Source organism: Halopseudomonas maritima (genome assembly GCF_021545785.1).
GTDB lineage: Bacteria > Pseudomonadota > Gammaproteobacteria > Pseudomonadales > Pseudomonadaceae > Halopseudomonas > Halopseudomonas maritima.
Genome location: NZ_CP079801.1, coordinates 1,487,271 through 1,504,780, shown reverse-complemented (window position 1 = coordinate 1,504,780; position 17,510 = coordinate 1,487,271). Strand labels below are relative to the sequence as shown.

Annotated in this window: 17 protein-coding genes; 12 read left to right on the top strand and 5 right to left on the bottom strand. The window is 62.4% G+C overall.

The window, feature by feature from the left end; all coding sequences use genetic code 11:
- Positions 1-7 precede the first annotated feature (7 nt).
- The 12 genes from nhaD (at position 8) to HV822_RS06740 (ending at position 9,064) form a co-directional block, all read left to right on the top strand.
- On the top strand, positions 8-1,264 hold the full coding sequence (gene nhaD / locus HV822_RS06795; RefSeq protein WP_238872976.1) for a sodium:proton antiporter NhaD: 1,257 nt from the start codon (positions 8-10) through the stop codon (positions 1,262-1,264).
- 27 nt (positions 1,265-1,291) lie between these two features.
- Entirely contained in the window at positions 1,292-1,954 is a 663-nt protein-coding gene (locus HV822_RS06790; protein ID WP_118131972.1) for a riboflavin synthase, read from the top strand.
- Positions 1,955-1,977: 23 nt separating this feature from the next.
- On the top strand, positions 1,978-3,072 hold the full coding sequence (gene ribBA / locus HV822_RS06785) for a bifunctional 3,4-dihydroxy-2-butanone-4-phosphate synthase/GTP cyclohydrolase II (RefSeq protein WP_238872975.1): 1,095 nt from the start codon (positions 1,978-1,980) through the stop codon (positions 3,070-3,072).
- Positions 3,073-3,134: 62 nt separating this feature from the next.
- Positions 3,135-3,611, top strand: coding sequence for a 6,7-dimethyl-8-ribityllumazine synthase (gene ribH / locus HV822_RS06780; RefSeq protein ID WP_238872974.1), 477 nt, complete (start codon positions 3,135-3,137; stop codon positions 3,609-3,611).
- On the top strand, positions 3,611-4,087 hold the full coding sequence (gene nusB / locus HV822_RS06775) for a transcription antitermination factor NusB (RefSeq protein ID WP_238872973.1): 477 nt from the start codon (positions 3,611-3,613) through the stop codon (positions 4,085-4,087). Before ribH ends, nusB begins: the two co-directional genes overlap by 1 nt.
- 16 nt (positions 4,088-4,103) lie before the next feature.
- The gene (thiL, locus tag HV822_RS06770; protein WP_238873562.1) at positions 4,104-5,093 is read left to right on the top strand and encodes a thiamine-phosphate kinase; all 990 of its coding nucleotides are present in this window, start codon (positions 4,104-4,106) and stop codon (positions 5,091-5,093) included.
- Positions 5,086-5,580 carry a phosphatidylglycerophosphatase A family protein gene (locus HV822_RS06765; RefSeq protein ID WP_238872972.1) on the top strand — a complete coding sequence of 165 codons (495 nt, stop codon included), beginning with the start codon at positions 5,086-5,088 and terminating at the stop codon, positions 5,578-5,580. Before thiL ends, HV822_RS06765 begins: the two co-directional genes overlap by 8 nt.
- A gap of 32 nt (positions 5,581-5,612) precedes the next feature.
- A complete protein-coding gene (locus HV822_RS06760; RefSeq protein WP_238872971.1) occupies positions 5,613-6,278 on the top strand; it encodes a retropepsin-like aspartic protease family protein in 666 nt (221 codons plus the stop codon).
- A gap of 132 nt (positions 6,279-6,410) precedes the next feature.
- Positions 6,411-7,034, top strand: a complete 624-nt coding sequence (gene ribA / locus HV822_RS06755) for a GTP cyclohydrolase II (protein ID WP_238872970.1) — start codon at positions 6,411-6,413, stop codon at positions 7,032-7,034.
- A complete protein-coding gene (locus tag HV822_RS06750; RefSeq protein WP_238872969.1) occupies positions 7,027-7,452 on the top strand; it encodes an MFS transporter in 426 nt (141 codons plus the stop codon). The genes ribA and HV822_RS06750 overlap by 8 nt, the downstream gene beginning before the upstream one ends.
- Positions 7,453-8,262, top strand: coding sequence for a cobalamin-binding protein (locus HV822_RS06745; protein ID WP_238872968.1), 810 nt, complete (start codon positions 7,453-7,455; stop codon positions 8,260-8,262).
- Positions 8,263-8,326: 64 nt separating this feature from the next.
- On the top strand, positions 8,327-9,064 hold the full coding sequence (locus HV822_RS06740) for an NYN domain-containing protein (RefSeq protein ID WP_238872967.1): 738 nt from the start codon (positions 8,327-8,329) through the stop codon (positions 9,062-9,064).
- 6 nt (positions 9,065-9,070) lie between these two features.
- Here the strand turns inward: HV822_RS06740 and HV822_RS06735 are convergent, their stop codons facing one another.
- The 5 genes from HV822_RS06735 to HV822_RS06715 form a co-directional block, all read right to left on the bottom strand.
- Positions 9,071-9,745, bottom strand: coding sequence for a DUF2931 family protein (locus HV822_RS06735; protein WP_238872966.1), 675 nt, complete (start codon positions 9,743-9,745; stop codon positions 9,071-9,073).
- Positions 9,742-11,625: a PAAR domain-containing protein gene (locus tag HV822_RS06730; protein ID WP_238872965.1), complete on the bottom strand. Its 1,884-nt coding sequence runs from the start codon at positions 11,623-11,625 to the stop codon at positions 9,742-9,744. The genes HV822_RS06735 and HV822_RS06730 overlap by 4 nt, the downstream gene beginning before the upstream one ends.
- Before the next feature lie 145 nt (positions 11,626-11,770).
- Entirely contained in the window at positions 11,771-15,406 is a 3,636-nt protein-coding gene (locus HV822_RS06725; RefSeq protein WP_238872964.1) for an ATP-binding protein, read from the bottom strand.
- Complete coding sequence (locus HV822_RS06720) at positions 15,406-16,080, bottom strand: DUF4194 domain-containing protein (protein WP_238872963.1); 675 nt, start codon at positions 16,078-16,080, stop codon at positions 15,406-15,408. Before HV822_RS06720 ends, HV822_RS06725 begins: the two co-directional genes overlap by 1 nt.
- A complete protein-coding gene (locus tag HV822_RS06715) occupies positions 16,064-17,503 on the bottom strand; it encodes a Wadjet anti-phage system protein JetA family protein (protein WP_238872962.1) in 1,440 nt (479 codons plus the stop codon). The genes HV822_RS06720 and HV822_RS06715 overlap by 17 nt, the downstream gene beginning before the upstream one ends.
- Positions 17,504-17,510: the final 7 nt, after the last annotated feature.

The window sequence follows — 17,510 nt, the reverse complement described above, 5'->3', positions numbered from 1 at the left end:
TTAACCAATGCAAAGCAGCGTACAGATACTGCTCCTGGCGATGGCAGTGATCGCCTTTTTGGGCGTGGTGCTTGAAGAAGTTATCCATGTAAACAAGGCCAAGGTGGTGCTGCTGTTCGGCGCCCTGTCCTGGCTGGTGCTGTTTATCGCCGCGCCCAGCGAGGCGGTACGCGAGCAGGTACATGAGGCGCTGAACGAGAACATCACCGATATCGCCAGTCTCTGGCTGTTCCTGCTGGCGACCATGACCTTCGTTGCCTACCTGAACAAGAAGGGGCTGATCGAAAACGTCATCTACCGCATCCTTCCTGGGCGCATTACCGAGCGCAAACTGCTGTTCTTGACCGGCGGCTTCTGCTTTGTGTTCTCCTCAATTGCCGACAACATCACCGCCACCCTGGTGTCGGTGGCGCTGGTACTCAGCCTGAACCTTGAGCTGCGCAAGATGCTGCGCTTCGCCACGCTGGTGGTGTTTGCGGTCAACTCCGGCGGTGTGGCGATGATCACCGGTGATGTGACCACGCTGATGATCTTTATGGCCGACAAGGTCGAGATCACCAATCTGCTGCTGCTGAGCCTGCCGGCACTGCTGGCCGTGCTGCTGCTGGCGGCGCTGCTGTCGATCGGCATGGGCGACGAGGTTGTCATCGAGCGCAATGAGCTGCACGAGCTGCGCGGCGTCGATCAGGTCATCGGCGGGCTGTTTCTGGTCACTATTCTGGCGACCATTCTGCTCAGCCTGTTCTTTGCCATTCCGCCGGTGCTGACCTTCCTGACCGGCTTGGCGCTGATGTTCCTGATCGCCCGCTTTTTCAACGAAGACATCGACAACGACCCGATTCTGGAATACATCCGGGTCATCGAGTTCGAGACGCTGCTGTTCTTCCTCGGCGTGTTGCTGCTGGTCGGCATGTTGCAGTACATCGGCACCCTGCAGAGCCTGACGTCACTGTACGACCTGATGCCACCGATGGCCGCCAACTTCCTGATGGGCATGCTCTCGGCGCTGATCGACAACGTGCCGCTGACCGCCGCCTTGCTCAAGGCCGACCTGCAGATGACCATCGCCGAGTGGATGGGGCTGACCTACGCTGTTGGTGTGGGTGGTTCCCTGCTTATAATTGGCTCCGCTGCCGGTATCGTTGCCATGAGCAAGATGCCCGGCCTGACATTCATGACCTACCTGCGCAGCTTTGGACTGTTGCTGATGGCCTTTGCCTTCGGCTTTGTCGCTGTTTATGGTCTGGGTCTGCTGGTCTCCTGACCGGCAACGGCAAAAACGAGGCAATTCATGTTTACCGGTATTATCGAAGCGGTTGGCCAGATTCAGAGCATGCAGCCCCAGGGCGGTGACGTGCGTCTCTACGTGCGTACCGGCAAGCTGGATCTGGGCGACGTCAAACTGGGCGACAGCATCGCGGTCAACGGCGTCTGCCTGACGGCTATTGAATTGCCCGGTGACGGCTTCTGGGCTGATGTTAGCCAGGAGACCATTCGCCGTACCGCTCTGGCGTCGCTGAAGCCGGGCAGTCGGGTCAACCTGGAAAAGGCCCTGACGCCGACCACCCGGCTTGGTGGTCACCTGGTCAGCGGCCACGTCGACGGCGTCGGCAAGGTGCTGTCGCTGCACCAGGATGCCCGCTCCTGGCACTTCCGCGTTGAAGCACCGGCCGAGCTGGCGAAGTACATCGCCGAAAAAGGCTCGATCACCGTGGACGGCACCAGCCTGACCGTCAACGCCGTGGAAGGCGCGGTCTTCCACCTGAACATTGTTCCGCACACCCTGCAGGAAACCGTCATGGGCGATTACCAGCCCGGCACCATCGTCAATCTGGAAGTGGATCTGATTGCCCGCTATCTGGAGCGTTTGCTGCTCGGTGAGAAGGCCGCAGAGCCGACCGCTGGTGGCATCAGCATGGCCTTTCTGGCCGAGAACGGTTTCCTCAAATCCTGATTAACCTGCCCCCGGAGGGCCGGATGAAACTCAACAGCATCGAAGAACTGATCGAAGATATTCGCGCCGGCAAGATGGTCATCCTGATGGATGACGAAGACCGCGAGAACGAAGGCGATCTGATCATGGCCGCCGAGGCCTGCCAGGCCGAGCACATCAACTTCATGGCACGCTACGGCCGTGGCCTGATCTGCATGCCGATGAGCCTGGAGCGCTGCGAGCGCCTCAAGCTGCCGCTGATGGTGCAGCGCAATGGCTCGGGTTTTGGTACCAAGTTCACCGTATCCATCGAGGCGGCGGTTGGCGTCAGCACCGGCATTTCCGCTGCCGACCGCGCACGCACAGTGCAGGCTGCTGCGGCTGCCAATGCCGTGGCCGAAGATATCGTCAGCCCCGGCCATATCTTCCCGCTGATGGCGCAGCCCGGTGGCGTGCTGGCGCGTGCCGGTCATACCGAAGCCTCCTGTGACCTGGCCCGTATGGCCGGCTTTGGCGAGTCGGCTGTGATCTGCGAGATCATGAACGACGATGGCAGCATGTCGCGTCGCCCGGAGCTGGAAGAGTTTGCCAAGCAGCACAACATCAAGATTGGCACCATTGCCGACCTGATTCACTACCGTCTGCTTAATGAGCGCACGGTAGAGCGCGCCGAAGAGAAATTGCTGAGCAGCGAGCTGGGCGAGTTCAACCTGGTGGCCTACCGCGACCGCACCGACGATGTGGTGCACATGGCGCTGACCCTGGGCGACATCCAGCCCGAGGAGCCGACGCTGGTGCGGGTACACAATGTCGACCCGCTGCGTGATCTGTTCCTGGTACCCGAGCCGGGCCGCTGGAGCCTGCAGGAGGCCATGCGCCGGGTGGCGGCTGAAGGTCGCGGTGTGGTGCTGCTGCTGGGTAATCAGGTGGATTCGCAGGCGTTGCTTGACCACGTAGCCAACCTGGGTCAGGGCAAATCGGCGCCACGCCGCCCGTCGACCTACAATACGGTAGGGGCCGGCTCTCAGATCCTGCGTGATCTGGGCGTACGCAAGATGCGCCTGCTGTCGGCACCGATGAAGTTCAACGCCATATCCGGCTTTGACCTGGAAGTAGTAGAATACTTGCCCTGCGAATAAACGCATTGATTCACGACAGCGCCTTAGCGCGCTGCCGGTTCTTTAATTGAGAGAGAGTGCCCATGACTGCTATCCGTACCATCGAAGGCGATTTTGTAACTGGCCAAGGCCGCTATGCACTGGTTGTTGGCCGGTTCAACAGCTTTGTCGTCGAGAGCCTGGTCGAGGGCGCTGTAGATTCACTCAAGCGCCACGGCGTAAACGAGTCCGACATCACCATCATCCGCGTACCCGGCGCGTTTGAAATTCCGCTGATGGTCAAGAAAGTGGCTGATCTGAAGAAGTTCGACGCCATTGTTACCCTGGGCGCGGTTATCCGTGGCGGCACACCGCACTTTGAATACGTAGCCGGTGAGTGCGTGAAAGGCGTTGGCGCGGTATCGCTGGAATACGGTATCCCGGTCGCCTTCGGCGTACTGACCGTCGACAGCATCGAGCAGGCCATCGAGCGTTCCGGCACCAAGGCCGGCAACAAGGGCGCAGAAGCGGCCATGTCTGCCTATGAAATGGTCAGCGTGATCAAGCAGCTGGAGGCCTGATGGACGGTCAGCAGAGTTCTGGCACCGCCGGTCGCCCGAAGGCATCGGCCCGCCGCAAGGCTCGCAGTCTGGCTTTGCAGGCGCTGTACGCCTGGCATATGGCTGATCTGCCGGTATCGGACATCGAGGCGCAGTTTCGCACCGACAACGACTTCAGCAAGGTGGACGGTGCCTACTTCCACGAGCTGCTGACCGGTGTGCCGCGTAATCTCGGCGACATCGACGGCGAGCTGGGCGTCGTGCTGGATCGCGACATCAAGGAGCTGGACCCCATCGAACTGGCGGTGCTGCGTATCGGCGTTTATGAGCTCCTCAAGCGCATCGACGTGCCCTACCGCGTAGTCATCAACGAAGCCATCGAGATGGCCAAGTCTTTCGGCGCGACTGACGGTCACAAGTACGTCAACGGCATCCTCGACAAGCTGGCGCCGCGTCTGCGCAAGGCTGAGGTCAACGCCGCTCGCAAGGGACGCTGATCGCCCGGCCATGGCGCTGGACGAGTTTGACCTGATTGCCCGCTACTTTCGCACCGAGCGACTGCAGCGGGCCGCAGCCAGCGGGGCGGTCGCCCTGGGCATCGGTGACGATGCCGCGCTGCTGCAACCAGCGGCTGGTCAGCAGCTGGTCATTTCTACCGACACCCTGGTCGAGGGTGTTCACTTCCCCGTTAATTGCCCCCCCGCCGAGTTGGGTTACCGCGCCCTTGCCGTGGCTGTCAGCGACCTTGCTGCCATGGCCGCTGAACCCTTGGGCTTTACCCTAGCGCTGACCCTGCCGCAGGCCGAACCGGGCTGGTTACAGGCGTTTTCTGCCGGCCTGGGCGATGCTGCCCATGATTGCCGTATCAATCTGATCGGTGGCGATACCACGCGCGGCCCGCTGAATATCGGCGTGACAGTGTTTGGTCAGGTGCCGGTCGGCCAGGCGCTGACCCGCAGTGGCGCACGGCCCGGTGACCTGCTCTGCGTCGGCGGCCGGCTGGGTGATGGTGCGGCTGGGCTGGCGGTGGTACTGCGCCAGTCGTTACCTGCTGGCCTGCCCATTGCCGAGCAGAACTATCTGCACCGGCGCTTCTGGCGCCCGCTACCGCAGTTGGCATTGGGCGCCATGCTGCGCGGCCACGCCAGTGCCGGGCTGGACGTCTCCGACGGGCTGCTGGCCGATGCGGCGCATATCGCCAAGGCCAGCGGCGTGTGCCTGCAGATCAACGGCCCGCAACTGCCCATGTCCGATGCGCTGCGCAGCTGGCCAGAACCTCAGCAACTGGACTGGATGCTGCGCGGCGGGGATGATTACGTACTGCTCTTTACCTTGCCGCGTGCGGCGCGGGGGCAGATCGAGCGCTGGCGCCAAGCCGGGCAGCGGGTCAGCGTGATTGGTCAGGTGCAAGCCGGGCAGGGCGTGCAGCTGGATCTGGGGCTCGGCATGCGGCCGGTAGACGGCCCCGGCGGCTATCAACATTTCAGGAGTCAGGATGACTGACACGCACGAATCCACCCCCGCCTCGGTGTGGCGCAACCCCATACACTTTCTTGCCTTTGGTTTTGGCAGCGGCGCCATTCGGCCCGCGCCGGGCACCTGGGGCACACTCGCGGCGCTGCCCTTTGTGCTGCTCTGGCAGCAGCTGCCGCTGGGCGGCTATGCGCTGGTTATTCTGCTCTCTACGCTGCTGGGTATCTGGTTGTGCCATCGCACGGCAGCGGATCTGGGTGTGCACGATCACGGCGGTATCGTCTGGGACGAGTTTGTCGGTTTGTGGATTGCGCTCTGGCTGGCGCCAACCGGCTGGGCCTGGTTGCTCGCCGGCTTTGTGCTGTTTCGCCTGTTCGATATCTGGAAGCCCTGGCCGATTGGCTGGGTTGATCGCCGGGTTGGCGGTGGCCTGGGCATTATGCTCGACGATGTGATTGCCGGCGTCATGGCGCTGCTGGTGCTGTTGCTGGGCGAATGGCTATTGGCTATGGTGTAGCCCTTCTCTGGCATTGCGGAAAGGACATCTCAATGGCTGAACAACGCAGGTTTTCTCCCTTGGCGGCCCTGCTGGCCGGCTCCATGCTGCTGGGCGCCAGTGCGCTGCAGGCGGCGTCCGATGTCCGCGTTGTGGGTCTGTTCCCCAATGCCGCGGTGGTCAATATCGATGGCGCACGTCACATGCTGCGTGTCGGCAAACCCGCGGTACAGGGCGTTGAGCTGGTCGCTGCCGACAGTAACACTGCCACCCTGCGTATCGACGGCCAGACGCGTCAGTTCGGCCTGCAGCGCGAGTACACCGAAGGCTTTGCCCAGGCCGAACGGCAGCAGGTGAGCATCCCCCGTGGCGAGGGTGGACACTTCCGGGTGACCGGCTCCATCAACGGTCACCACGCCGTGTTTATGGTCGATACCGGCGCCACCAGCGTCGCCATGAATGCCAATCAGGCGCGGCGCATGGGCATTGATTACCAGCTGATCGGCACGCCGATTCGCGCCACCACCGCCAGCGGCGCGGTTGATGGCTACCGGGTCTCGCTGGCGCGGGTCAAGGTGGGCGAAATCGAGCTGACCAATGTGCAGGGCGTGGTGCTCGACGGGGCTTATCCCCTGGATGTACTGCTGGGCATGAGCTGGCTCAGCCGTGTGCGTATGGATGAGCGCGACAACCTGCTGCTGCTTGAGCGCAAGTTCTGAAGCAAGAGCCGGCTCGGTTCAGCGCAGTCTTGAGCATTCACCGCAGCTATCCAGGCAACGCACAGATCGCCCGCGAGGGCTTCTCCTGCTAATATGTCAGCCCTTTTTGCAAAGGCTGTACAGGAGACCGGTGTGACAGTCACCTTTGTTGCTTCATCTCAGCTGCCCACCCAGTGGGGAACATTCACCATGCACGGCTTCCTGGAAGAAGCGACCGGCAAGGAGCATGTGGTGCTGACGATGGGTAATGTGTCCGACGGCCAGCCGGTCCTCGGGCGCCTGCACTCCGAATGCCTGACCGGCGATGCCCTGTTCAGCCTGCGCTGTGACTGCGGCTTTCAGTTGGAAGCTGCGCTCAAGGCGATCGCCGACGAAGGCCGTGGCGCGCTGCTGTACCTGCGCCAGGAAGGCCGTGGCATTGGTCTGATGAACAAGATTCGCGCCTATCACCTGCAAGATGGCGGCGCCGATACAGTCGAAGCCAACGAGCTATTGGGCTTTGGCGCCGATCAGCGCGACTACGGCATCTGCAAACCGATGCTCGATCACCTGGGTATCACCAGCCTCAAGCTGCTGACCAACAACCCCCGCAAGGTCAAAGCGATTCAGGGCTTTGGCGTTGAGGTGGCCCAACGCTTGCCGCTGCAGTTTGGCAAAAACCCGCACAACACCAAGTACCTGGCCACCAAGGCCGGCAAGCTGGGCCACATGCTGGGCCAGCTGCATCAGGCAGAAACCGAGCCCGATGATGTTTGACCCCAAGCCCCACTGGCGCACCCTGCGCAGCGTCTGGCGCATGCTCAGCCTGACCGTATTGCTGCTGCCGATTCTGCTGGTGGTGGTACTGGGTGACTGGAACGGCCTGTTCGACGCCGCTGCCGTGCCGCTGTTCGCCATTGGCATGACCACACTGCTGCTAACGCTGTGGCGCTTCCGCTTGTACAAGCGCGCGCTGATTCGCGTCGATGCCCTGGGCACCAGCGATGAGGCGGCTGGCGCCTGGGCCAGCCTGCACCGCTTGCAGAGCCTGGGCCTGAGTGCTGCGGCCCTGCCAGCGCTGGTCGCGCTGGTGCATTACTTCTGCGTAGGTGAGGTTATCCCTCTGGTACTGCTGGTAGTCGTCAGTCTTGGCGTCATGCTGCTGTACCGTCCCCCGGCGGCCTGGGTCGACTGAATGCGCCTGCTGGCCAGCCTTGGCCTGCTGTGCTGGCTGGCTGCGCCGCTGAGCGCCGCCGAACGGGTGGTTAGCATTGCCCCCTTTCTTACCGATATGGTGTTGCAGCTGGATGCCCGCAGTCAGCTGGTTGGCGTGCTGGATGATGGCCAGCTGTCCGGTGAGCTAGACAAGGTCGCGCGCGTCGGCAGCTACGGTACGCTGTCGGCTGAGCGAGTTGTCGCCACCAAACCTGATCTGGTTCTTGCCTGGAGCAGCGGCAACCCTGCCGAATTGCTGGCGCGTCTACGCAGCTGGAACATTCAGGTTGCCGAGTTTGACCCCCAGCGGCTTGATGATATCGACGACATGACCCTACAGCTGGGCGAGCTGCTAGAGCGCAAGCCACAAGCGGCCGCACTGGCCAGCCGTTTCAACAGTCAGCTTGATCAATTGCGGCAGCAGCGCAGCGTCAACCAGCCCCGCGTGTTCCTGCAACTGTGGGACAACCCGCTGTACACCGTAGCTGGCGACCAAATGCTATCGGATGCCCTCAGCCTCTGCGGCGCGGACAATGTATTCGCCAACCTAACCGGCCTGGCCCCGCAGGTAGGCCGCGAAGGCGTGCTGGTCGCCAACCCCGACACCATCATTGCCGTGGCCGACGCCGGCATCTCCGCCGAGCGCTGGCTCGACGAATGGCGCCGCTTCCCACAACTGGCCGCCGTCGAACAGCAACGTCTGTACGTGCTGGACAGCGACCTGCTGGTGCGCCCGACGCCGGCGATTGTTGAGGGGGTGGGGCAGCTCTGCGAACTGGTAAGCCACTGAGAGGCTTGTCGCCGTGCAGGGGCCCCTGCCAAGATGTCGGCTGCACACACAGGGGAGTGAATCGATGGCAGCACAGATGGAGCCGACACGGTTGGCCGTGTTGATTGATGCCGACAACGCCAATCCGGCGATTGTTGAAGGCTTGCTGGCCGAGGTAGCCAAGTTGGGTGTGGCGAGCGTAAAGCGCATTTATGGCGACTGGACTACGCCCAGTCTGGGTAAATGGAAAGCCTCACTACTGGAGCACTCGATTCAGCCGATTCAGCAATTTGCCTACACCTCCGGCAAGAACGCGACCGACAGCGCGATGATCATCGATGCCATGGACTTGCTGTATTCGGCAGACCTTGGCGGCTTTTGCATTGTTTCCAGCGATAGCGATTTCACCCGGCTGGCGGCGCGTCTGCGTGAGTCGGGCAAGGTGGTGTATGGCTTTGGCGAGAAGAAAACGCCCAAGCCTTTTGTTGCCGCCTGCGACCGCTTTATCTACACCGAAATCTTTACCCAGCACCCCGAGAACGCGGAGACGGTTATTCAGCGTCGCTCGGCACAGGAACTGCGTCAGGACACCAAGCTGTGCAATCTCCTGCGCCAAGCTATTGAGGCGGCGTCTGACGACGAAGGTTGGGCCAACCTTGGCCCGGTGGGCAGCCAGTTGGCCAAGCAGATGCCCGAGTTTGACCCGCGCAACTACGGCTACAGCAAGTTCAGCGGGTTGGTGGAAGGGATCGGCCTGTTTACCCTGCGACGCGAAAACAACCTGTTATTGGTAAAAGACCAGCGCCCGGGCAAAAAGGGCTGAGCACGCTTACCAGCTGCCAAATGGTATGCCGTGGGTGTCGATATAGCGCTGGGCGTTTGGGCTGGGTGGGCGGTAGAACTCGCCGTTGGATTTGCCGTTGTAGGGGCCGAACTCTCTGACTTTGGCCTGTACTCGAGTAATCTCAATGGCCCGCAGGCATGGGCCGACCAGCCAGGCTTTAGCGATACCTCCTGGCGCTAGTCCTATAGAAATAATGTCGCGGTGCTGGCGCACATTTTTCCCGTCAAATACGCAAAATGCCTCACGCTCTGTGAGCATCTCGGTTCTTACCCACTCAGGGATGGCTATCTCCACGTAATAAGCTTGTGGCTCGGCCAAAGACTGCCACGCAATCGACACTCCGGCGGGCAAGTCTATATTGATCATTGGCATGGTCTTCCCTGAACTGATTCTGTCAGGCCACCCCGTCGGATCTCCTTTGTTGTCGGGTGGTGTATTGATCGCAGCTACACCGCCATGCACGTTGTAATAGGTAAACCCTTGCCTATCTGTCACATCAATCTGCTCTACCCATACTTCCATGTAGTCGGGCGCAAACATGCCGACATACCAGCGCTCAAACGGTAGATTGGCTGGTGCGGGCATGTGCTCGCCGGGAGGCTGTTGGCTGCAGGATGCCAGCGCTAGTAGCAAGATGGTTAACGTGCTGCGCCAGATCACTTTCCGGCCTCCTGTGGATCTGTGTCTGGATAGATTGCTCTGCGGAATTTGCTGCGCGGCTTGTTCGCAAGAAAGCCTTTAACTGGTACCCAGTTTGCTGAACAGTGGATATAGCGTGCATGTAAAAAACGGTATTCGCTTTCAGTCAGCGCTGGACACTGCTGGTTTAAGACCGCAGATATCAATTTATCTGCAATGGCTTGCAAGTCCGCAGGGATGATGAATTCCGGGGCCCCGCTGCTCATGGTCTCGAACGGAACGTCGTGTGCCGTTGCTTTTATGTGCATCAGGCGCAATGGAATGCGAGAGAGCTCCCCTCGAACGCTACGCTCAATCGATAATGTGAGCAGGATGTCTGAGTTTGGTGATCTTTCAACTGGTGTTTCATGCTTAATGAGTCTGCCGTCGCCCGGAAGGCCTCGGTCTCTGAATACACCTTCCTCCCATTCGCGAGCCCGCCAGGCGTATGATCGGATTAGCTGCTGGTGGGCTGCTCCATCCATTGCGTAGTGGTTGCCGCGATAGAGACGAGGCTTTCCAATCACCAACCTTTCATAACTGAGGGCAGGGTAGCCCCCTCCCAAGTTCGAATGGACGCCGGGCAGTGCGACTTGCTCGTGAGTATCGCTAACCTCGTTCAGGCTAAAGTTGTGACGATGCTCGTCAGCTGCGGTCAGATGCAGAACTTTGCGGGCGCAGGCTTTATCTAGGTAAAGATTGACGCCCGGGTTGTAGTCGTCTCCGACGCTTAAATGTCCTTGCGTGGGAGCGCCAATGGCTGCGACGGTGTCGAACAAGCCGATAAAGTTGATCTGAGTGTTTGAGTCCCAGCTGAATCCTTCTGCGAGCCCGGGGACATCAGCGTCAATTTCTTCTCCTAGAACACCCTTGCTGCCTTTAGCGATCTCATTAGCGAAGTGGCGTGCGGCTGCTGCCCCCCTACTAAAACCAAATAAATCGAATTCGATTTGGTCAATTAGAAAGTTCTGGTTGCTGCTTAGCAAGAGGCGCAGCTTGGCCAGAATTGCAGCGGGGCTACGTCTTACTCGCTCGACGACACCTGTTTCACCTTGGCCGAACGCCATGCCCATTGTTGCGTCTTCCTTGCCGGCTTTGCTGCCAGATCCTTCGATATAGACAGGGATGCATGCCTCCCTGGCGTCGGGGGGGAGGGTGATTCTCGATTGATCCCGGTACAACCGAAACAACAACGCCACATTGCTCAACTCATTCCCATAACTGTTATCAGGCCGCTGATCAAAAAAGGCATCGCCGTTGCTGTCGTTGTAGCCGTGGGATTGGCAGAAGCGGGTGACGGTTTCAAGGCCGTCGGGGCCGAGTTGGGCCAGGTCTTCGCGGCGGCATTGGGCGGTGAGCGAGGCGTTGGGCAGGTTGTTGAGGGTGCCGTCGAAGAACATGCCGACGCGCAGGGTGATGCGCTGTTTTTGCGGCAGTTCAGTTTCTTCTTCCTCCTCTTCTTCCTCGCGCTCTAGCGGGGCGGCGTTGGCGATGTTAGCGCGGGTGGCCAGTGGCGCGCCGAACAGCGCTTGCAGGGTACGCACCAGGGCGTCGACGGCCTGCACTGCTGTGCTGGCGCCGCCGGTGGTGGTGCCGATGAAGATATTGCCGGAGCCGGCGATCACGGCGTCGCCGTGGCTGCCGGTGCTGCCGAGCACTGCTGCGGGGCGGCCGTTGATCAGCACATTGGGGATAACCTGCCCGGCCAGTGTGCTGCCGCAGGTGGTGCTGTCGCCCAGGCGTGCGGCGGGTTTGCCGTTGAACAGCACATTGGGGGCGCCGCTGGCGATGGCGCGGGCGCCGTGGCCGGTCTGTGGGCATTGTATGGGGTCGCCGAGTCGTGCGGCGGGTTTGCCGGACATGCCAATTCCCTCTGGCTGCAGGTGTGCCTGCGCTGATCCTGCGGGGTGTTGGCAGGTCGGGCAATCGACTATTCGGGTGAATGTGCGGCGTTTGGCATCTGCTGGTGCAATGCGTTGCCGGGGTGGCCGGCAACGCGTTCACCGGTCAGATCACGTCCTCCATAAACTCCAGCGCGCCCTGCTGGCGGATCACCCGGCGATGCTGGGCCCACAGCTCGGCTACGCGCTCGCGGTTGAGCTGCTGGCGGTCGAGCAGTACGCGGGTGTTCAGCTCGCCGACCTGCTGGCTGCTGGGCACCTTGCTGAACACAAACTGGTTGCTGACCAGTTCCAGGAAGGGGCCGGCCTTGCTGGTCGGCATGATGAAGATCAGCTGCAGGCCGAGGGTTTCGGTCAGGTAGGCGATGACTTCACGCGAGCGGATTTCATCCATGTGCATAAAGGCTTCGTCGACGATCACCATGCGCAGGTGGCTGTCGCCTTCGTTGAAGCGGAAGGCGCTGGTCACGGCGGCGGCGCGGATGATGTAGGCCGGGGTTTCCAGCTGGCCGCCAGAGCCGGTGCCGTATTCGCTCAGGCGGATGGCAGACTTGCCCTCTGGGTGCTTGAGGATGTCGTAGCGGCGATAGCGGCGGTAGTCGCTGATGCGCTCCAGCTCGCGTAGGGCCTGCTGTTCGTCGCCGTCCAGCAGCAGGGCGAGTAGCTGGTCGCGGACCTCGGTCGAGCGCTCGGACAGGGTATCGTCGAACAGGCTGGTGCCGTCGCCCAGATTCGGCATCTGGATCAGTTCGCGGAAGAACTCCCAGTAGGCCTTGTACTCGGGCAGCCAGTCCCAGTCGAACTGAAAGCGCTCGCGGTCGGCACCGAAGCGGTGGTGCTCCAGCTCCTTGTTCAGCTGCTCCAGTGTGCGACGGCCGTCGTTGATGGCCTGATGAATCTCGTGGCACAGGTCGCTGACAAAGGTGGTGTTGAAGCTGTCGCGCAGGCTGGCGAGCTGCTCCTGCTTGGCCAGCAGCACGTTGTTGCGCAGGCGGTTGTGCAGGTTGTCGAGCTGCTGATGCAGTGCGCCAACGTGGCGGAAGAACGCCAGGCTGTGCAGCTCCGCCGGGGTGTCGGCCAGCACCTGATCGGCGGGCTGGGCCTGCTCGTTGTAGTGCTCGATGGCGCGCTGCAGGTCGGCGACCTGGCGGTGCAGGCTGCTGGTCAGTGCCTGGGCGTCGGCGATGAAGTCGAACTGGCCGCCGCGCTGCTCCAGCATGGCGTCGAGTTGCTCCAGGCGCGCCTGTGGGTCGAGGCCCGGCACCTGAGCAGCCGCATCCAGCAGGTATTGTTCGGCCTTGTCGCGGGCGTCGAGCAGGGCGTCGCTCTGGTCGGCAAAGTGGGTAATGCGCTGACCGATGCTGACTTGTTTTTCCTGCAGGCGGCCGAGCTGTACGTCCAGCTCCTTGCCGTGCAGTTCCAGCTCGCGGTGGCGCAGGGTAACGCGCTGCTGCTCCGTCTCCAGATCGTGGTGGGCGCCCAGGTCGAGTGCTTCCAGTTGTTGCTCTACCTCGCGCAGCTGGCGCTGGCTGTCGAGTAGCTCGCTGGCGCGGGCGGCGTAATCGAGCGGGGCAATCTGACCCAGCTGGCGGGCTAGCTCACGCAGGCCTTCCAGTTCGCGGCGCAGTTGATGTTGCTGCAGATCCAGATCGTGCAGGCGCTGCTCCTGCGCGCGCAGGTTACGCTCGCGGGCGGCGGCGCCGAAGACCAGCTGGCTGTCGTCGATATCGCAGCGGAACAGCGCGTAGTTGCCCGAGCCCATGCCGTCGCGGGTGATGCCGCGGCGGGTCTGGCGCAGGGCGCCGGCGTCGGCCACCCGGGCGACCGTGGCGTAGGACGCCTGCAGGTAGTACTCGGCAACGCGATGGCTGAAGCGCATGACCTGCAGAATCGAGTCATTCGGCAGGTTGATGCGCTCGGCGTCCTGCTTGGCCTTGCTGCCCTGAATCACCCGCGCGCGGTTGCGCTCGCGGCTGTTCATCTGGCGCACGATACGGATGGCTTCTGCTTCGTATTCCGGCTCAACCAGAATGGCGTAGCGGCTGCCGCCGATATAGCCCTCGATAGCCATCTGCCAATCCGGGTCGAGCACTTCTACGTGGTCGCACAGTACGCGCGGGTCGGCCTGCGGGCATTGCTTGCGGATCGCCAGCAGCGCTTCTTCGACGTACGCGGGGTAGGTGACGCGGCTGCTCTGCAGGGTGCTGATCTGGTGGCGAATCTGGCTGACCTGACGGTCCAGGTTGTTCAGCGCGCCGGTGCGGTCCTGCACCAGGCGGTCGACGCGCTGCAGCAGGCTGGCGCCTTCGCTGTCCTGCTCGCGCAGGCGCTCGGCCAGCAGGTTGTGGGCGCGTTGCTGGCTGCGGATGGCGTCCAGGCCAGCGTCCAGCGGAGTCAGGTCGATCCAGTCGCGGGCCAGCAGTTGGTTGAGGTCGGCGACCGGTTCGCGCTCGGCGGCCAGCACCGCAGCGCTGGCGTCGCGCCAGCCACGGCTGGCGAGCTGCGGAATCGACTGGCTGAGACTGTGTTGCGACAACAGGGCGCCGGCGGATTGCAGGGCAACCAGATTACGGTCGCGCTGATGGGCCTGGGTCAACAGGCCGGGCACGGCGTTGCGCAGTTGTTCGCTCAGCTGGCGCTGACGCTGCTCCAGCTGGTCTTTGTTCTGCAGCGCCGGAATGCCTTGGCGGCGGGCTTCCAGCTGTACCAGTTCATGGTGGGCCTGGCCGAGGCGCTCGGTGGTCAGGCGCTGGTCTTCCTGCAGGGCTTCGAGCTGGCTGGCGAGTTGCTGCTGTTCCTGCTTGGCGGCCAGATAGCCTTGCTGGTTGTTCTGCCAGGCTTGCGCAGCGGCGGCGTATTCCAGCCCGGTGCGCTCCAGCCAGCTGTCCAGATACTGGGTGGTCTGGCTAGTGGTTAGCGACAGCAGCTCGACGGCCTGACGTACCCGCGCGGCTTCCTGCTCCATGCCGTGGACGGTGCGCAGCAACTCGCGGATACGCTTGATGGTGTCGCCAAATTCGCGCGGCTCCAGCACTTCCTCGGCAACAAACTGGTCGATGGACTTGACCGGTTTGTAGGCCATGAAGTTGGCAAAGGTGCGCGCGGCGTTCTTGGCTTCGCGGGTCGACAGCGCATCGCGGCGGCCGCGCAGGGCGGCGTACAGGCGGGCCAGATAGGCGCTCTTGCGGTCGTAGACTTCGATCTGCTGGGCGCTGAACTGCTTGCGCAACAGGCCCGGCAGTTCGGTGACGGCGATCACGTGGCGGCCGTCTTCCTGCTCGCGCAGAAAGTGCGACAGCGACAGCATTTCACCGGGGATGATCATCAGCAGCAGTTCGTCCTGCCGCGCCTGCCGGCTGCTGCCGGCAGCATCCAGATGGGCGCGCACGCCGATCACCGCGGTAAAGGGTTCGGCGGTCTCGCCACGGGTCGGGTGGAACACGCCGGCGATATAGCCGTCGGTATCCCAGGGGCGGGCGTAGGCGCCGTCGTCACAGCCGAGCACGTAGGAGGCGAGGGTGCGCACCTGCTTGCCGCCGCGGCCACGCTGGGTGGTTTCGTCCTGCCCCGGGTTGTAGTTGAACAGGTTGTCGTGGGCGGCGGTCATCAGCGTTTGCAGGGCATCCGCTGCGGTGGTCTTGCCGGAGCCGTTGCCGCCGGAGAACAGGTTGACCGGGCCGTACTCCAGTTCTTCGACCGGCAGGTTGCCCCAGTTGACGGTAATCGAACGCTTCAGATACATCAGTTGTTCTCCTCGGCGGACGGCTGGTCTTCTGGGTTTTCAATCTCGGGGCTGGCGAGCTGGGCCAGCGCGCTGTCGGTCACCAGGCTGATGATGCCCGGGCGAATGGTCAGCCAGGCTTCACCGCTGTCCAGTTCGGCGTCGCTGGGGCTGCGGATCAACCTGAGCTGGCGCAGGCGACGCAGCAGGTTGCGACGTTCGCTCTGCTGTTCCGGCAGCGAGCGGCCCAGCAGGTTGCGACTGCTCAGGTTGAGCGCTTCGAGCGACAGCATGACCTGCCCGAACTCGTCGACCTGACCTTCGCGCAGAGCCTTGTCGTACTCGGCACGCAACACCAGAATCAGCGCCACTTCCTGTTGGTTGAGGCGCTCGCGCAGGCCGCTGCCAAAACTGTCGTCGGCATCGACCAGACCGGGCACTTCCGCACCCGGCGGGAACACTCGGACCAGATTAAAGCGCGGCTCGTGCAGCACGCGAATGCGCAGTACCGAGAGATAGTCCTCGACCAGTTCGGCGGCCTGCAAGTAGCGGTCGTAGAGCTCGGCCTCGCGGTTGCTTTCGTCACGGCAGAGTACGCCGCGGTCGAGCAGGCGGATCATCAGCTCGGAAAAGTCCTCGGCACTCAGGCCGCGTTCGTTGAGGTGGTGGTCCAGCGCGTCACGCATGTTCGTCATGTTCCAGATCGATGATGAAGCCGTCACGGCGATCAAAATAGGTTTCGTTGCTGATGGTTTCGCCGCTCGGCTCGATGCGCACGCGCAGGCCGCTGGCGGCATGCTCGGCGCTGGCCAGCGCGATCACGTGGCTGAGGGCAAGCAGGTCGGTGGCGCTGTTGATCGGCAGGTCGCGGGTATTGAGTTGGCTGCCGTTGCCGAGGGCGGCGCGCAGGTAGTTGCGCAGGCCGCTGGCGTTGACGTTGAAGGCCTTGTCGAGCAGCTGATTGACCGCCAGCGTGCGCAGGGTGTCGTCTTCCGGTGCGTCGAGGGTTTCCATCAGGCTGTGCACCGGCGGGCGTTCGCGGCGCTCGCGCAGTTTCACCTGGCCCGGATCGACCAGCGCCAGATTGACTACCGCCATCTCGTCACCCGCAGCGCTCAGGCGCTTGGCCTGCTCCTCGGCGGGCAGGGCCGACAGCTCGCGGCACAGGCCAACGATGTCGCTGTGCTTCTGGCTGTGTAGGTAGCTGAGCTGACGGATGATGATGTCGGCGCGCTGGGTGAAGCTCTGCAGCGTGCGGCGCAGGGCCGGCAGCATGATGTCGGCGGCGTTGCGCAGGCAGCTTTCGATACCATCGAGCAACTGCCAGAGAATCGAGCTGCGCTCGTCAACGAGCAGGTCTGGCGCTAGGCGGCGCAGTTCGCGTTCGGCTTCGGCCTTCCATTCGCGCGGCTTGCGGCGAATGCGGGCAATCACATCCTGAATGCGTTCGCGGTGCTTCTCGACGCTGTCGGCCGACAGGCGCACGGCCAAGTCGGGCTGGAAGCGACGCTCCATAAAGTCGAAGAACTGATCGCTGGCCTGCTGCACCAGTTGCTGCGCCTCGACCTCACGTACCAGCTGGCGCTTACGCTCTTCCAGCTCGGCGATGATGTCGGTGAAATCGGCAATGATGCGCTCGGCGTACTCGTGGGCGTCGAGCAGGTCATACACCTCGCCGTGCTCGGCAAACGCCGACAGCGCGTTGAGGGTGTTGCGCGTATTGCGGTGGCGGGTGCGGGTGTTGCGGCCATCAGCCTCGGCCAGCGACTGGGCGAACAGGCGACCCATGCGGCTGAAGGGGTAGGTCGACTGGAAGGTCGCCTGGTCCACCTGGCGCTCCAGCCAGCCGTTCTCGATCAGACTGGTGAGAATCCAGCTGGCCTGTTCGCGATTGCTTTTGAAGCGGCTGGCATCTTCGTCGTCGCCTTCCAAAAGGGGGGCACGTTCCAGCGCTTCACTGAAGATATCCAGCACTTGCTCGCGCTTGAGCGATTCGCCGTAGTCGGCGCGGGCGCTGTACAGCCGTTCGTGCAGCAGGCGCAGGCACTCGACTATCTGTTCGCGGTATTTGCTGGTGAGCGGGCGGAAAAACTGCAGTCGCTCGTTGGTAAAAAACATCTGGCGT

Coding starts and splice junctions, on each gene's coding strand:
- nhaD (WP_238872976.1), top strand. CDS start 8: ATGCAAAGCAGCGTACAGATACTGCTCCTGGCGATGGCAGTGATCGCC.
- HV822_RS06790 (WP_118131972.1), top strand. CDS start 1,292: ATGTTTACCGGTATTATCGAAGCGGTTGGCCAGATTCAGAGCATGCAG.
- ribBA (WP_238872975.1), top strand. CDS start 1,978: ATGAAACTCAACAGCATCGAAGAACTGATCGAAGATATTCGCGCCGGC.
- ribH (WP_238872974.1), top strand. CDS start 3,135: ATGACTGCTATCCGTACCATCGAAGGCGATTTTGTAACTGGCCAAGGC.
- nusB (WP_238872973.1), top strand. CDS start 3,611: ATGGACGGTCAGCAGAGTTCTGGCACCGCCGGTCGCCCGAAGGCATCG.
- HV822_RS06765 (WP_238872972.1), top strand. CDS start 5,086: ATGACTGACACGCACGAATCCACCCCCGCCTCGGTGTGGCGCAACCCC.
- HV822_RS06760 (WP_238872971.1), top strand. CDS start 5,613: ATGGCTGAACAACGCAGGTTTTCTCCCTTGGCGGCCCTGCTGGCCGGC.
- HV822_RS06750 (WP_238872969.1), top strand. CDS start 7,027: ATGTTTGACCCCAAGCCCCACTGGCGCACCCTGCGCAGCGTCTGGCGC.
- HV822_RS06745 (WP_238872968.1), top strand. CDS start 7,453: ATGCGCCTGCTGGCCAGCCTTGGCCTGCTGTGCTGGCTGGCTGCGCCG.
- HV822_RS06740 (WP_238872967.1), top strand. CDS start 8,327: ATGGCAGCACAGATGGAGCCGACACGGTTGGCCGTGTTGATTGATGCC.
- HV822_RS06730 (WP_238872965.1), bottom strand. CDS start 11,625: ATGTCCGGCAAACCCGCCGCACGACTCGGCGACCCCATACAATGCCCA.
- HV822_RS06725 (WP_238872964.1), bottom strand. CDS start 15,406: ATGTATCTGAAGCGTTCGATTACCGTCAACTGGGGCAACCTGCCGGTC.
- HV822_RS06720 (WP_238872963.1), bottom strand. CDS start 16,080: ATGACGAACATGCGTGACGCGCTGGACCACCACCTCAACGAACGCGGC.
- HV822_RS06715 (WP_238872962.1), bottom strand. CDS start 17,503: ATGTTTTTTACCAACGAGCGACTGCAGTTTTTCCGCCCGCTCACCAGC.